This window comes from Prevotella sp. FD3004 (assembly GCF_000746155.1).
In the GTDB taxonomy this organism is placed as follows: Bacteria; Bacteroidota; Bacteroidia; order Bacteroidales; family Bacteroidaceae; genus Prevotella.
The window spans coordinates 1-15374 of the sequence record NZ_JQKR01000016.1 but is presented as its reverse complement, the minus strand read 5'-3'; the positions used below and the strand labels follow the sequence as shown (position 1 = coordinate 15374).

The following is a 15374-nucleotide window of genomic DNA, read 5'->3' as shown; positions in this document are numbered from 1 at the left end:
TTAATTTAGGGAATTTATATAATGCATATTCTTGGCGCAAAGATACAAAAATAATCCATAACCTCCAAGCTTTTATTTGTTTATTTGCATTTTAACGTCATTACGTCATCTTTGCTTGTATAACATTGATATATAGGGGAAAAGACCGATAGGCATTAGATGCTTTAATGTCATTGCTTATACCTGAAAAAGTAAAACAAGTTGTTTTACCTTCGAAAAGACTATCTTTTTGCTAGTAAAAGACTATATCTTACAAGGTAAAACAACTTGTTTTACTTTAGTACATGACGGCGCTCTGTTATTTAGAGCCTATCTATATATATTAAATAGGTAGGGTGAAGATAAAGCGAGCGCCTCCTGCGTGTTCTGTGTCGAGCTTTACGTCGCCATTCAGGCGGCGGGCTATCGAACGGGCAACGGTGAGCCCACAGCCTGCACCATCGAAGAAACTATTGAGTTTGGTGAATGGTTCGAATACCTTCTCGGCGTCCTCGGCAGTGATGCCGGTACCCGTGTCTTCTACAACGAACTCTACGTTGGAGCCGTTGATGTTGGTGAGTAGGGTGACGGAACCGCTGGTGGTGAACTTCATGGCGTTGTCGAGCAGGTTCACCAGTACGCGCACTGCCATGGGCTGGTTGGTGAAGAGCATCGTGGCTTGGGCCTCTTCGGCTGCCTGGTTGATGAATCTCAGATAGTCGATCTTGTCGATGCCCGTCTCGCGAATAGCCTGGTCGGTGATGTCTGTTGCCTGACAGTTGTCTTCGGCTTGGATGGTTGTCTCTGTCTCTACATCGTTGAGGTTCAGGATGGTGTTGGCCAACTGGGCAATCTTGGCGGCATTGGGAGTTGCAAAGTCAATCTTCTGCTTGATGGCTTCGGCTGCCTGCTGAATGAGCTCCTTCTTTTTGATGATGCTCTGCTCTAGTGTGCTCTTTGAGGCCATGAGGTCGTTCACCTGCTTTTCGAGTTTCTCCTTGACGTTCGTCATGGCTTGCCGCTCTTCTTCCATTTTGTCGAAGGCAAGGAGAGCCTGTTCGTAACCTTCTCCGACGTTGTTGAAGTTCTGTTGTAGGTCGCGGTAGTCCTTTAACAGGTGTTCCAGTTCGTCAACACGCTTCTGGTAGTCTTTCAGCAGTTGTTGACCTTCCTCGGCCGAGTCTTTCGCAGACTTCATCTGGAAGTAGAGGGCTGTGCCGAGGGCTGCGATGAGCAGTACGAGGATAATCAATACAATAGTCATAAACGGTTATGCTTTTTTCTGTTCTACTTTCATAAACTTGGTGAATCCTGTCATGGCGAGAACTTTGTAAATCTCGGGGCTGACATTGACAATTTTGAACTGACCTTTCAGCTGCATCACGGTGCGCATGGTCTTCTGGATGATACGGAGGCCTGAGCTGGCCATGTAGACGAGGTCGGTGCAGTCCATTTCGAGATCGACGCCGCCATCTTTAAGGGCGGGCTGGATGTCTTCTTCAAACTGATTGGCATTCATCGTGTCGATACGTTCTCCTGTCTTAATGATGGTTTTACCACCTTCTTTTAAAATCTGTGTCATAATCTATTAATATTAAAGTTTTATAATTCTTTCTTCATTGTAAGCAGGTTCTTGCCTTCCAGGCGTTGGTAGGTAACTTTGTTCATGATGTTCTTGACGATGTAGATACCCATACCACCGATTTCGCGGTCGATGGGGTTTATGTCGGGGTTTGCATCTTCTTTAGCTGTGGGGTCGAACTCCTTGCCGTGGTCAGAGAGTACGAAGATAAGTTCCTTGCCATTGTATTCGGCTGTAAGTTCGATGTCTTCGGGCTTACCTTCGGGATAGGCGTAGAAGATGATGTTGCTGACCATCTCCTCCATTACCAGGTTGAGATTCATCTGGAGCTCCATGTCGAGCCCCAGCTCTTCGCCGATTTCCTCGACGAACTGGTTCACGCGTTCCAGTTCTTCAACTTGGTTTTTAATTTTTATCTCTTTCTTCATATGTTTTAGTGTTATTGGATATCTTTCTTACCTATTTACCTTTAAACATAACATGGTAAGGTCGTCGTTTGGTTCGGCGCCATTGCGGTGGGACTCGACCTCGGCCTTGAGCATCTCGATGGTTTGTTGGGCACTCTCGAAGGGACGGGTCTTCAGAATCTCAAGCAGTCGTTCGTCGGAGAACTGCTCCTGCTCTTTGTTCTCGGCTTCATTCAATCCGTCGGAGTAAACGAAGAAAGGATGCCCCGTGATGTCGGCTATCTCTTCGCCCTCATATTCCAGTTCGGGCCAGAGGCCGATAGGAGCGTTTGGTATCATATCAATGAACTCGGCAGTGCCATCGCTCACAAGTATTGGCGGGTTGTGACCAGCGTTGCAGAAGTGGAGATGCCCCGTCTTCAGGTCAACCAGCCCGAGGAACATGGTGACAAACATGCCTCGCTCGTTGTCTTCGCCCGAAAGGGCGTCGTTGATGCGGGTGCATATCTCGGCGGGCATCATTTTCTGGGCTGCGAGGGTGCGGAACAGGCGTGTGGCCTGCGCCATGAAGAGTGATGCGGGTACACCCTTACCCGACACGTCACCAAGGCAGAAGTAGAGCTGGTCGTCGATGAGGTGGTAGCCATAGAGGTCGCCACCCACCTCCTTGGCGGGGGTCATCGAAGCAAAGAGGTCGAGATCGGGGCGCTCGGGGAAGGTACTTGGCACCATTGACATTTGGATATCACGGGCGATACGCAGGTCGCTCTCAATACGCTCTTTGGCAATGGTGGTCTCTTCGAGTTGGTCGTAGGCGGTGAGCAACTGCTGGTGAGTGTCCTCCAACTTCAGGTGGGCTACCTTCAGGCGCTTGGCACTACGCAAGCGGAAGAAGATAAAGATGACGAGCGAAAGCACGATGATAGCAGCAATGATGATGGCATTGCGCGTCATAGCTTGGGCGTGTCTCACCTCAAGTTCACCCAGTCCGAAAAGGGCGTTCATCTCGGTGAGTTGTCGCTTGGTGTCATTCTTGTTGATAGAGTCGTTGATCTGGTAAATCTCATTATAGTATTGAGCTGCTTCACGGTATCTGCCTAAGGCTTCAAGAATCTTGGCTCGCTGTTGGTGTATGCGAATGACGATGCCCTTGTCATCGCTTTCATCTTCAAGCATACGCATACGCTGGTCGTTATAGGTCAATGCTTCATCGAAAAGCCCCTGCTTCCTGCACAACTCTGCTTTGTAGTAAAGCCACAATTTATTGAGATCCTCTTCCTCATAGCTTACTTTTGTATGCAATTCGTTAAGCATTCTATTGGCTTTTTCAAAGTCGTCAAGTCCCAAAGCAGCTTGGGCACATGCCAAATAGTAGTGCCCCCAGCGAATAGAGGTTTCGCCATCTTCCTTTTTAGTTTGATAGTACTCTGATAAAAAGAGTTTCCATTGCTTGGTGAGTTCTTCTAATTTCTTATACTCCTTTTGGTTCTCAAGTACATCACAATAATAGGCGAAGATATCGCAAAGTTGAATGGGCTTTGGCTTAATGTCCATCAGAATGTCAATACTCTTTTGATAAGAACTGGCCGCCTCTTCATCGTTATACATGTTCGCATAAACGTTACCCATGGCGTAGAAGGCTATGCCCATTCCGTAGTTGTCTTTACGCCGTTTCGCATCACCGAACATGGCGTTTACTTCCTTCAGGGCAGTGTTGGTCTGTCCTGCAAAGTTGTAGGTCTCTACCAAGATGGTCCATGTGTCGTAATAGTTTTTCCATTCTTTAATGGATGCGAGAAAATGAAGTGTGGGATGTACCTGCTCATAGATGGAGTCGTTGAGATCGGTATTGTAGAAGAGAATAATTTTCTGAGCTCTGGCGTCTCCTTCTGCTTTGAGGTTGCCTTGATGGTGGGTCTCGGCTAAGAGGTCATTGATGCATTTTAGCTGATAGTCAATATCATCAGAACCTAGGCTCAGTTGATACAACCTGCCATAGGCGGCAATCAGATGCTTCCCTTTAAGGTGAGGAATTTTACGCCTAAGATCTGCTGCTTCGTCGGCATAGATGGCGGCGGAGCACAGAAATAATAGCAGTAAAATAACCAACCGGTTGAGAGCCCTCATATTGACTGTCGTTTTTGATTATTGATGATTCGATGCCTATGGAATGAATTCCGGTGCAAAGTTACGACTTTTTATGCATTAGGTAGTGAACATTTTCTTCCAAACTACCCAGCATTTTCTTCCAAACTGCTATTCGATAGCTATCTTTGCGGGGCATTTCTGTGCGCAAAGATAAAAAAATAATCTATATCCGCCAAATGTTTTTGTAAAATTGTAAACGATTTAGTGAAAACGTAGGGGGCTATGCATTGTCATTTAGGTGCAAACCGTTTTCTATCACCATCTGGCGCATGTTCTTTAACAGGTCGCTGGCGAAGATGAAATCGGTGAGCTTCTGGTTGGTGGAGCCCATCAACTGACTGCTCACTCCTTGCCACTCCTTACTGCCTTCGTAAATAAATATGATGTTTTCGCCAATACCCATCACAGAGTTCATGTCGTGGGTGTTGATGATGGTGGTCATGTTGTATTCTTGTGTGATGGAGTGGAGCAGGTCGTCGATGACAAGCGAGGTCTTGGGGTCGAGACCTGAATTGGGCTCATCGCAGAAGAGGTACTTGGGGTTGAGGGCGATGGCGCGGGCGATGGCCACACGCTTCTGCATACCGCCACTGATTTCGCCAGGGAACTTCTCGTCGGCATCCTTCAGATTTACGCGGTCCAAACACTCCTGAGCCCTGCGGACGCGTTCTCGGTAGTTCATCGTCGAGAACATGTCGAGGGGGAACATCACGTTTTCGAGTACCGTCATCGAGTCGAAGAGGGCTGCGCTCTGGAATATCATACCCATCTCGCGGCGCATTGCTACCTTCTCTTGCTTCGACATCTGCACAAAGTCACGCCCGTCGTAGAGTATCTGTCCCTTGGTTGGCTCTAATAGCCCGACAAGATTTTTCATTAAAACAGTCTTACCAGAGCCGCTCTGTCCGATGATGAGATTGGTCTTGCCATCCTCAAACACGGTATTGATATCCTTCAATACGTCTTTATCTTCGAAACTCTTATAGAGATGCTTAACTTCAATCATGATAACAACTGGGTTAGGAAAACATCCGAGAACAGAATCAGTACACTCGAGGTTACCACTGCATCGGTTGAGGCCTTGCCAACGTTTACGCTACCGCCCTCGACGGTGTAACCGCAGAAAGAAGGAACGCTGGCAATGATGAAGGCAAAGAATTGGCTTTTGATAATGCTCATCCACACGAACCACGGCACAAAGGCATGCTGCAAACCGGCTGTCAGGTCGTCGGGGGGGATAATGTGGCCTAGGTAGGCTGTGCCATAAGCCCCCAAGATGCCAGTGGCTGAAGAGAAAATGACGAGGAAGGGCATGATAGTGAGCAAACCTAAGATCTTTGGTAAGATGAGATAACTGGCTGAATTGATACCCATAATCTCAAGGGCGTCGATCTGTTGGGTAACTCGCATGGTGCCTAGTTCAGAGGCGATGTTTGAGCCAACCTTGCCAGCCAGGATCAGGCACATGATAGAGCTGGAGAACTCCAGCAGCAGAATCTCACGTGTGGTGTAGCCAGCTACCCATCGGGGCATCCAGGGGCTCTGTATGTTCAGTTTCATCTGAATGCAAATGACGGCACCTATGAAAAACGAAATGATAAGCACGATACCGATGGAGTTGATGCCCAACTGTGCCATCTCGTTGATATACTGCTTCAAGAACATCCTCATACGCTCTGGGCGTGAGAATGTTCTGCCCATGAGGGCCAGGTATCGACCAAAGGTGGTCAGCCACTTGTGTAATAACATACTTCACCAAATTGCATTTCGGATGCAAAGGTAGTTATTTTTAGGCATGGATTACGCGGATTACGCGGAATTTTTTAAATTTTTATTATTAATCTGTGTTAATCCGCGTAATCCGTGCCTTATTTTTCGTACCTTTGCAGTCGATTATGGAAGAAGAACGTATCGTATTACGGACAGAAGGCCTCGTGAAGCGCTATGGCAAGCGTACGGTGGTTAATGATGTGAGCTTCGACGTGAAGCAGGGCGAGATTGTTGGCCTGCTGGGGCCTAATGGCGCAGGTAAAACCACGTCGTTCTATATGACCACAGGCTTGATAGTGCCCAATGGTGGCCATATCTACCTGGGTGACGAGGAAGTAACCGACTTCCCTGTTTACAAGCGTGCTAGAGCTGGTATCGGCTATCTGGCGCAGGAAGCGAGCGTGTTTCGTAAGATGACAGTTGAGGATAATATCCTTTCGGTGCTGGAGATGACGGGTAAACCCCGTGATTATCAGATGGAGAAATTAGAAAGTCTGATAGCGGAGTTCCGTCTCCAGAAGGTGCGTAAGAATACGGGTGACCGATTGTCGGGTGGTGAGCGTCGTCGTACGGAGATTGCCCGCTGTTTGGCCATTGAACCTAAGTTCATTATGCTTGATGAGCCATTCGCTGGTGTTGACCCCATCGCTGTGGAAGACATTCAGCAGATTGTGTATAAGCTGAAATATCTGAATATCGGTATTCTGATTACCGACCATAACGTAGACGAGACACTGGCCATTACCGACAGAGCCTATCTGCTGTTTGAAGGTCGCATTCTGTTTCAGGGCACTCCGGAGGAGTTGGCGGCCAATCAGGTGGTACGAGAGAAGTATCTTACCGAGAGTTTTGAGCTCCGTAAGAAGAACTTCCAGTTGTTAAATAAATAAAATTTTTTTTGAATTACGCCTAATATATAGCCGATTATGCGTAATTTTGCACCTCAATTTTGAGTATATATTATAAATAAGTACATAAGAAGATGAAAATTTCGTTTGAATGTGCCGATAAGATCAATGGTCTGTTGACCATGACTGTTGAGCCGGCAGACTACCAGGATGCGGTAGAGAAGACACTGAAGAGTTATCGTAAGAAGGCCCAAGTTCCTGGATTCCGTCCAGGTATGGTTCCTATGGGTATGATTAAGAAGCAGTATGGCACAGCCGTGAAGGTTGACGAGGTAAACAAACTGCTTGGTGAGAAGTTGTATGAGTATGTTCAGGAGAACAAGATTAAGATGCTGGGTGAGCCCCTCCCTAATCAGGAGAAGCAGGTGCCTCAGGACTTTGAGAAGGATGAAGAACTGACTTTTGTATTTGATATCGCAGTGGCTCCTGAGTTTAAGGCAGAGCTCACTGGTCGTGATAAGGTTGATTACTATACTATCAGTGCAGACGAGAAACTCATCGACGATCAGGTACAGATGTACCAGAGTCAGGCAGGTGAGTTTGTTAAGGCAGAGGTGTTCAGCGGCAACGACACTATTACTGGTGATATGCGTGAGCTCGACGAGAATGGTAACACCAAGGAAGGTGGTATCGTGACCGAGGGTGCTATGGTTATGCCTGCTTATGTTAAGGGTGAGGATCAGAAGAAGCTCTTTGACGGTTGCAAGCCTGGTGATATCATTACTTTTAATCCTAAGAAGGCTTATCCTGACAATGACGCCGAGGTTGCTGCCATGCTGAAGGTGAAGAAGGAGGATGTAAAAGATCTGACTGCAGATTTCAGCTACCAGATTACTGAGATCCGTCATTTCCAGCCCGCTGAGGTTGATCAGAAGCTCTTCGATCGCGTGTTTGGCGAGGGTACTGTAAAGGACGAGAAGGCTTTCCGTGAGAAAATTGCTGAGACCATCGCTCCTCAGCTGCAGCAGAACAGCGACTATAAGTTCCTGCTCGACGTTCGTAAGCACATGGAGAAGAAGGTTGGTAAGCTTGAGTTCCCTGAAGCTCTGCTGAAGCGCGTGATGCTGCAGAACAATCAGGACAAGGGTGCTGATTATGTAGAGAAGAACTTTGATGGCAGCATCAAGGAACTCACTTGGCATATGATTAAGGAGCAGCTCGTTGCCGCCAATGATATTAAAGTAGAGGAAGAGGATCTGAAGGCTGTAGCCAAGGAAGCTATCCGTGCCCAGTTCGCTCAGTATGGTATGAGCAATGTTCCTGAGGATGTGATCGAGAACTATGCTGCCGAGCAGATGAAGAAGCGCGAGAACGTAGACAATTTCGTGGATCGTGCCGTTGATGTTAAACTCACCGAAGCACTTAAGAAAGTGGTTAAACTGAACGAAAAAACAGTCACTTTGGAGGAGTTCAACAAGCTTATGACAGAAAAATAAGTTTTTTTAGGAAAAAATAACCCCTAAGTTTGAAGGGTTATCGACTTTTTTGATTATCTTTGTGTCCCAAACACAAGATGCGAAAGGTCGATAACCCTTTTTTCGTGTCCCATAATGATGTATATAAGAAGACGTATATGAAGAATGATTTTAGAAAATATGCTGTTCAGCATTTAGGAATGAATGGTCTCGTGCTTGATGACGTGATGAAGGCACAGGCTCAGTATCTGAATCCGTATATCCTTGAAGAGCGTCAGTTGAACGTAACCCAGATGGATGTGTTCTCAAGACTGATGATGGATCGTATCATCTTTCTGGGTACACAGATTGACGACTATACTGCCAATACACTGCAGGCTCAGTTGCTTTACCTCGATTCTGCCGATCCTGGCAAAGATATCTCTATCTATATCAACAGCCCTGGCGGTAGCGTGACTGCAGGTCTGGGTATCTATGATACTATGCAGTTTATTTCGAGCGATGTGGCTACTATCTGTACTGGTATGGCTGCTTCGATGGGTGCCGTTCTTCTGGTGGCTGGCACCGAGGGTAAGCGTTCTGCGTTGCCTCACAGCCGTGTGATGATTCATCAGCCTCTTGGTGGCGTGCAGGGTCAGGCTTCTGATATTGAGATTGAGGCCAAGGAGATTTTGAAATTCAAGAAAGAACTGTATACTATCATCTCAGAACATTCGCATACACCTTACGATAAGGTATATGCAGACTCGGACCGTAACTACTGGATGACCGCTGAGGAAGCCAAAGAATACGGCATGATTGACGAGGTGCTCAAGCGCAAGAAGTAAGAGATTGGAGATGAAGAAAGTATGTAGTTTTTGTGGAAGGGGTGAGAAGGAAGTTCGCCTGCTTATTACCGGTCTGAGTGGCTATATCTGTGAGGATTGTGCTCAGCAGGCCTATCGTATTGTGCAGGAAAATCTCGTTGAAACTCCTAAAAAAGAAGAAACAGACAAGTATCAGAATAAAAAGGTTCCCAAGCCCAAGGAAATCAAAGCCTATCTTGACGAGTACGTGATTGGTCAGGATGAGGCTAAGCGCTATCTCTCTGTAGCAGTATACAACCATTATAAGCGTTTACAGCAGCCAGCTGATGATAATGGCGTGGAGATAGAGAAGAGTAATATCGTCATGGTTGGCTCTACGGGTACGGGTAAGACCCTTCTGGCTAGAACTATCGCCAAGTTGCTGGATGTCCCTTTCACCATTGTCGATGCAACGGTGTTTACCGAGGCAGGCTATGTGGGTGAAGATGTGGAAAGCATCTTGACGCGACTGTTGCAGGTGGCGGACTATAACGTGGAAGCTGCCCAGCGTGGTATTGTGTTTATCGACGAGGTAGACAAAATTGCCCGTAAGAGCGACAACCCCTCTATAACTCGTGACGTGAGTGGTGAGGGAGTACAGCAGGGATTGCTGAAACTCTTGGAGGGTACCATGGTGAACGTTCCGCCTAAGGGTGGTCGTAAGCATCCTGATCAAGATTATATCCATGTGGATACCCGTAACATATTATTTATATGTGGCGGTGCCTTCGATGGTATCGAGCGCAAGATTGCCCAGCGTATGAATACTCATGTTGTTGGCTATAACTCGGTAAAGAATGTCAGGAAGATTGATAAGGAGAACCTGATGAAGTATATCGTACCTCAGGACTTGAAGTCGTTTGGACTAATTCCGGAGCTAATTGGACGTCTCCCTGTGCTTACCTATCTTAATCCTTTGGATCGTAAGGCTCTTGAGAGAATCCTTGTGGAACCTAAAAATTCTATTATCCGTCAGTATCAGAAGTTGTTTGATATGGACGGTATTCAGCTGACATTCACAGAAGAGGCTCTTGAGGCTTTGGTGGATAAGGCTGTAGAATATAAGTTGGGAGCCCGTGGCCTGCGCTCTATCGTTGAGAGTGTGATGATGGATCCCATGTTTGACTTTCCGTCGAAGCGAGTTAAGAAATTTGAAGTCACGGCAGACTATGTTCGTGAACAACTGGATAAGTCACATTTTGAAAAATTAGAAGCCTAACAACCAACAACTGTATGACCGAAAAAGTGAATCTTACAGAAGCCCTGAAAAAGTACTTTGGATTTGATACGTTCAAAGGCGATCAGGAGCGTATTATTCAAAATCTTTTGGATGGCAACGACACCTTTGTACTGATGCCTACGGGCGGAGGAAAGTCGCTGTGCTACCAACTGCCTTCATTACTCATGGAAGGAACGGCCATTGTCATCTCGCCCCTTATTGCGCTGATGAAGAACCAGGTGGATGTTATCTCTAACCTGAGTGAACAGTCGGGCACTGCCCACTATCTGAACTCATCGCTCAACAAGGCTGCGATTGATCAAGTGAAGGAGGATATCCTCGCAGGACATACCAAATTGCTCTATGTGGCTCCGGAGTCGCTGACGAAAGAGGATAATGTAGAGTTCCTGAAATCAGTCAAGATATCCTTCTATGCCGTCGACGAGGCCCACTGTATCTCAGAATGGGGTCACGATTTTCGTCCGGAGTATCGTCGTATCCGTCCTATTGTGAACGAGATCGGCAAGGCGCCAATCATTGCCCTTACAGCGACGGCGACCGATAAAGTCCGTACCGATATTAAGAAGAATCTGGGTATTGTCGATGCAACGGAGTTTAAGAGTTCCTTCAACCGTCCGAACCTTTACTACGAGGTTAGACAGAAAACGAAGGATGTTGACAAAGATATTATTAAGTTTATCAAACAACATCCAGGCAAAAGTGGTATCATCTATTGCCTCTCGCGCAAGAAAGTCGAGGAATTGGCTGCCGTTTTGCAGGCTAACGACATCAAGGCAGCTGCCTATCACGCAGGTCTCGACTCTGGGACTCGTACCCAGACTCAGGATGACTTCCTGATGGAGGATATTGATGTGATTGTGGCGACTATTGCCTTTGGTATGGGTATTGATAAACCTGATGTGAGGTTTGTGATTCACTATGATATACCCAAGTCGTTGGAAGGTTATTATCAGGAGACGGGTCGTGCCGGCCGCGATGGTGGCGAGGGTATATGTCTGGCATTTTACTCTCGTAAGGACCTTGACAAACTTGAAAAGTTCATGGAAGGTAAGCCTGTGGCAGAACAGGATATCGGCCGTCAGTTGCTTGTTGAGACCGCTGCATATGCAGAGACCTCTGTATGCCGCAGAAAGATGTTGCTCCATTATTTCGGTGAAGAGTATCCCAAGGATAATTGTGGTAATTGTGATAACTGTCTGCATCCCAAGACCAAGATTGAGGCACAGACCCAATTGGTGATAGTGCTAAACTCCATCCTGGCTATCAAAGAGAATTTCCGTAGCGACTATGTAATCGACTTCATTATTGGTAAAGAGACGGATGAGATCCTTGCCCATCACCACGAAGAACAGGAACTCTTTGGCGCAGGTGCTGACGATGATGATAAGATATGGAATCCTGTAATTCGTCAGGCCTTGATAGCAGGGTTCTTGAAAAAAGAAGTTGAAAACTACGGTTTGCTGAAGGTGACACCAGCAGGTAAGAAGTTTCTCAAGTCGCCCAGTTCGTTTATGATTGTGAAGGATACGGAGTTCAGCGATGATGATGATGGCTCAGACCATGATGGAGGTGCCAGCGCCTTAGACCCGGTGTTGAGTTCAATGTTGCGTGATTTGCGCAAGAAGGTGTCAAAACAGATGCAGCGTCCGCCTTATGTGATCTTCCAGGATGTGTCGATTGAACAGATGGCTACCGATTTCCCTGTAACCCTTGAGGAACTGAAGAATATTCAGGGTGTTGGCGAGGGAAAAGTGAAACAGCCTTATGCCAAGCAGTTTGTAGACCTCATTGCCAAGTACTGCGAGGAGAATGAAATAGAACGTCAGGTAGATATGCGTGTTCGCACTGTGGCTAAGAAGTCGATGCTGAAAGTGAAGATTATTCAAGGTATCGACCGCCAGGTGGCACTTGACGATATCGCTGATGGTCAGAACATTGACTTCGATGAGTTGCTCGACGAGGTTGAGGCAATCGTTTATAGCGGTACGAAACTGAATATCGACTATTTCCTTGAAGAGGTGATGGACGAAGATCATATTGATGATATATATGACTATTTCTGTGAATCGGAGACTGATAATCTGCATGTGGCCCAAGACGAATTGGGTGAAGATTATTCGGAAGACGAAATCAGACTGGTCAGAATAAAATTCATCTCAGAAATGGCAAACTAAACCCGAAAAGAGCAGTCATCACTGCTCTTTTTTGGTTAATTTGCATTAATAAGGTGAGTTTTTCCTAAAAAGAGAATGCCATGTGGCGGAAAATGACTACCTTTGCACGCAATATTTAAAGAAAGGTATTATTTATGGCTTCATTTATTGCAGACAAAATTGTAATGGACGGCCTGACATTCGACGACGTCCTCTTGATCCCCGCTTATTCTGAAGTACTGCCCAAGACAGTAGAGTTGAAAACGCGCTTTTCGCGCAACATCGAGCTCAATGTCCCCTTCGTAACGGCAGCCATGGACACTGTTACAGAGTCTCAGATGGCTATTGCTATTGCTCGTGAAGGTGGTATCGGTGTAATTCACAAGAATATGTCTATTGAGGATCAGGCGCGTCAGGTGGCTATCGTTAAGCGTGCCGAGAATGGCATGATTTATGATCCTATTACTATTCCTCTGGGTTCTACGGTAGCGCAGGCCCTTGAAATCATGTCAGAGTATCATATCGGTGGTATTCCCGTAGTTGACGAAGGCAATCATCTCGTAGGTATTGTCACCAATCGTGACTTGCGCTTTGAACGTCGTCTGGATCGTCCTGTAGAGGAAATCATGTCGAAGGAGAATCTCGTAACTACTCATCAGCAGACCGACCTTATTGCTGCTGCTCAGATTCTGCAGGAGAACAAGATCGAAAAACTTCCTGTCGTTGACAAGGATAATCGTTTGATAGGTCTGATTACCTATAAGGATATTACCAAGGCCAAGGATAAACCCATGGCTTGTAAGGATGAAAAGGGACGTTTGCGCGTGGCTGCAGGTGTGGGCGTTACTGTTGATACCCTTGATCGTATGCAGGCTTTGGTTGATGCTGGCGCCGACGCAATTGTCATTGACACAGCCCATGGTCACTCTAAGTCTGTGATAGAGAAGTTGGTCGAGGCAAAGAAGTCATTCCCCAATATCGACATTGTAGTGGGTAATGTGGCCACTGGCGAGGCTGCCAAAATGCTTGTTGAGCATGGTGCTGACTCAGTGAAGGTCGGTATTGGTCCGGGCTCTATCTGTACTACCCGTGTGGTTGCCGGTGTGGGTGTTCCCCAGCTCAGTGCAGTCTACGATGTATACAGTGCCTTGAAGGGTACAGGTGTCCCCTTGATTGCCGATGGTGGTCTTCGCTACTCTGGCGATATCGTAAAGGCTCTTGCTGCTGGTGGCAGTTGTGTAATGATTGGTTCACTTGTCGCAGGTACCGAGGAGAGTCCTGGCGACACCATCATTTACAATGGTCGTAAGTTTAAGAGTTACCGTGGTATGGGCTCCCTTGAAGCCATGGAGCAGAAGCACGGTTCAAAGGATCGCTATTTTCAGGGTGATACGAAGGAGGTTAAGAAACTCGTTCCAGAAGGAATTGCCGGACGTGTACCTTATAAGGGAACAGTTCAGGAGGTGATCTACCAGATGGTGGGTGGTCTGCGTTCAGGTATGGGATATTGTGGTGCTGCTACCATCGATGCCCTTCACAATGCCAAGTTCACCCGTATTACCAATGCTGGTGTCAACGAGAGTCATCCACATGATATCACGATTACCAGTGAGGCTCCGAACTATAGTCGTCCCAACGATTAATTAAATGAAAAGAAATCTGCTGCTTGCAAGCATACTGCTGGCTGCTGTGTCTGCGTGGGCACAAACAGATCCTGTTGTGATGAGCGTCAATGGTATTGACGTTCATCGCTCTGAGTTTGAATATTCCTACAATAAGAACAATGGTGAGACTGCGGTTGATAAGAAAAGCGTCGATGAATATGTCGAGCTCTTTGTCAACTATAAGTTGAAAGTGGCTGCGGCGCTTGATGCCAAGCTCGACACCTTGACATCTTTCCGTCAGGAATATGCCATGTACAGAGATCAGCAGGTGCGTCCCACTATTGTTACTGATGCTGAGATTGAAGCTGAGGCTCGCAGGATGTATGATCGCACGAAGGAAGCTCTGGGGACTCGTGGCCTGATTCACCCGGCCCATATTTTTCTGGAGCTCTCTACACAGGCAACATTGCAAGAGCAAGAGCGTATTAAAACACGCATCGACTCGGTTCACCGTGCCCTTCAGAACGGCGCTGATTTCTCGGCATTGGCTCAGAAGGTGTCGCAGGATCCAGGTTCGGCTTCTCGCGGTGGCCTTTTGCCATGGATAGGGCAGGGACAGACGTTCAAAGAGTTCGAGGATGTCGCTTTCTCGTTGCAGGCTGGTCAGATGAGTGCGCCTTTCCTGACCCCCGTGGGCTATCATATCGTGATGATGAAAGAGCGCAAGCAGTTGGAACCATACGATTCGCTGAAGACAGAACTTCTACAGGCGCTTGAGCGTCGTGGCATTCGCGAGGAAATAGTTGATGCTAAACTCAAGAACATGATAGATCTCTCGCAGGGGGCACTCTCTCGTGATGAGATTCTTACCCGTCGCTCCGACTCTCTCGCAACAGTCGATCCTGAGATGAAATATCTCTTTCAGGAATATCACGATGGCTTGTTACTCTTCGAGATCAGTACTCGTGAGGTGTGGGATAAGGCCGCATCTGATGAGGTGGCTCTGAAGGCTTGGTTCGAGACTCATCGTAAGAATTATACATGGGATAGTCCGCGCTATAAAGGTATAGCTTATCATGTAAAGGATAAGAAAGATGTGAAGGCCGTGAGAAACTGTGTGAAGAATCTGCCTTTCGACGAGTGGACAGAAGCGCTTCGCTCTACCTTTAACTCCGATTCCGTCATTCGTATCCGTGTGGAGAAGGGGCTCTTCAGGCCAGGCGACAATGCTACCATCGATAAATTGGTATTTAAGACTGGCTCAGAGGTCGTGCCACTAAGAGACTATCCTATCGACGCTGTCTATGGTAAGAAGTTGAAGAA

The 15374-nt window shown here is 47.0% G+C and carries 13 protein-coding genes; 7 read left to right on the top strand and 6 right to left on the bottom strand.

The features are described from left to right. Positions 1-322: 322 nt before the first annotated feature. From T325_RS06815 to T325_RS06790, 6 genes are all read right to left on the bottom strand, one after another. On the bottom strand, positions 323-1243 hold the full coding sequence (locus T325_RS06815) for a sensor histidine kinase (RefSeq protein WP_036911764.1): 921 nt from the start codon (positions 1241-1243) through the stop codon (positions 323-325). 6 nt (positions 1244-1249) lie between these two features. Further along, entirely contained in the window at positions 1250-1561 is a 312-nt protein-coding gene (locus T325_RS06810; protein WP_036911761.1) for an STAS domain-containing protein, read from the bottom strand. Positions 1562-1581: 20 nt separating this feature from the next. Beyond that, positions 1582-1989, bottom strand: a complete 408-nt coding sequence (locus T325_RS06805; RefSeq protein ID WP_036911758.1) for an ATP-binding protein — start codon at positions 1987-1989, stop codon at positions 1582-1584. Between the two features lie 27 nt (positions 1990-2016). Further along, a complete protein-coding gene (locus T325_RS12385) occupies positions 2017-4095 on the bottom strand; it encodes a SpoIIE family protein phosphatase (RefSeq protein WP_051949765.1) in 2079 nt (692 codons plus the stop codon). 241 nt (positions 4096-4336) lie between these two features. Next, on the bottom strand, positions 4337-5122 hold the full coding sequence (locus tag T325_RS06795; protein WP_036911756.1) for an ABC transporter ATP-binding protein: 786 nt from the start codon (positions 5120-5122) through the stop codon (positions 4337-4339). Beyond that, positions 5119-5865, bottom strand: coding sequence for an MlaE family ABC transporter permease (locus tag T325_RS06790; RefSeq protein ID WP_036911753.1), 747 nt, complete (start codon positions 5863-5865; stop codon positions 5119-5121). The genes T325_RS06795 and T325_RS06790 overlap by 4 nt, the downstream gene beginning before the upstream one ends. 146 nt (positions 5866-6011) lie before the next feature. On the opposite strand from T325_RS06790, the gene lptB reads away from it, so the two are divergent. The 7 genes from lptB to T325_RS06755 all read left to right on the top strand — a co-directional run. Next, positions 6012-6776 (top strand): LPS export ABC transporter ATP-binding protein, encoded by a 765-nt coding sequence (lptB, locus tag T325_RS06785; RefSeq protein WP_036911750.1) that lies wholly within the window; start codon positions 6012-6014, stop codon positions 6774-6776. Positions 6777-6868: 92 nt separating this feature from the next. Continuing rightward, positions 6869-8230: a trigger factor gene (gene tig, locus T325_RS06780; RefSeq protein ID WP_036911749.1), complete on the top strand. Its 1362-nt coding sequence runs from the start codon at positions 6869-6871 to the stop codon at positions 8228-8230. A 137-nt stretch (positions 8231-8367) separates the two neighbouring features. After that, a complete protein-coding gene (gene clpP, locus T325_RS06775) occupies positions 8368-9036 on the top strand; it encodes an ATP-dependent Clp endopeptidase proteolytic subunit ClpP (protein WP_036911826.1) in 669 nt (222 codons plus the stop codon). Positions 9037-9046: 10 nt separating this feature from the next. Beyond that, the gene (gene clpX / locus T325_RS06770; protein ID WP_036911748.1) at positions 9047-10273 is read left to right on the top strand and encodes an ATP-dependent Clp protease ATP-binding subunit ClpX; all 1227 of its coding nucleotides are present in this window, start codon (positions 9047-9049) and stop codon (positions 10271-10273) included. A gap of 14 nt (positions 10274-10287) precedes the next feature. Continuing rightward, positions 10288-12468 (top strand): DNA helicase RecQ, encoded by a 2181-nt coding sequence (gene recQ / locus T325_RS06765; RefSeq protein WP_036911745.1) that lies wholly within the window; start codon positions 10288-10290, stop codon positions 12466-12468. Positions 12469-12602: 134 nt separating this feature from the next. Further along, positions 12603-14090, top strand: coding sequence for an IMP dehydrogenase (gene guaB, locus T325_RS06760; RefSeq protein ID WP_036911743.1), 1488 nt, complete (start codon positions 12603-12605; stop codon positions 14088-14090). Between the two features lie 4 nt (positions 14091-14094). Next, a partial coding sequence (locus T325_RS06755) for a peptidylprolyl isomerase (protein ID WP_036911741.1) occupies positions 14095-15374 on the top strand: 1280 nt, incomplete at its 3' end.

What these genes read in the sequence shown, in the direction of transcription:
- T325_RS06815 (WP_036911764.1), bottom strand. Translation starts at nt 1,243, where the DNA reads ATGACTATTGTATTGATTATCCTCGTACTGCTCATCGCAGCCCTCGGC.
- T325_RS06810 (WP_036911761.1), bottom strand. Translation starts at nt 1,561, where the DNA reads ATGACACAGATTTTAAAAGAAGGTGGTAAAACCATCATTAAGACAGGA.
- T325_RS06805 (WP_036911758.1), bottom strand. Translation starts at nt 1,989, where the DNA reads ATGAAGAAAGAGATAAAAATTAAAAACCAAGTTGAAGAACTGGAACGC.
- T325_RS12385 (WP_051949765.1), bottom strand. Translation starts at nt 4,095, where the DNA reads ATGAGGGCTCTCAACCGGTTGGTTATTTTACTGCTATTATTTCTGTGC.
- T325_RS06795 (WP_036911756.1), bottom strand. Translation starts at nt 5,122, where the DNA reads ATGATTGAAGTTAAGCATCTCTATAAGAGTTTCGAAGATAAAGACGTA.
- T325_RS06790 (WP_036911753.1), bottom strand. Translation starts at nt 5,865, where the DNA reads ATGTTATTACACAAGTGGCTGACCACCTTTGGTCGATACCTGGCCCTC.
- lptB (WP_036911750.1), top strand. Translation starts at nt 6,012, where the DNA reads ATGGAAGAAGAACGTATCGTATTACGGACAGAAGGCCTCGTGAAGCGC.
- tig (WP_036911749.1), top strand. Translation starts at nt 6,869, where the DNA reads ATGAAAATTTCGTTTGAATGTGCCGATAAGATCAATGGTCTGTTGACC.
- clpP (WP_036911826.1), top strand. Translation starts at nt 8,368, where the DNA reads ATGAAGAATGATTTTAGAAAATATGCTGTTCAGCATTTAGGAATGAAT.
- clpX (WP_036911748.1), top strand. Translation starts at nt 9,047, where the DNA reads ATGAAGAAAGTATGTAGTTTTTGTGGAAGGGGTGAGAAGGAAGTTCGC.
- recQ (WP_036911745.1), top strand. Translation starts at nt 10,288, where the DNA reads ATGACCGAAAAAGTGAATCTTACAGAAGCCCTGAAAAAGTACTTTGGA.
- guaB (WP_036911743.1), top strand. Translation starts at nt 12,603, where the DNA reads ATGGCTTCATTTATTGCAGACAAAATTGTAATGGACGGCCTGACATTC.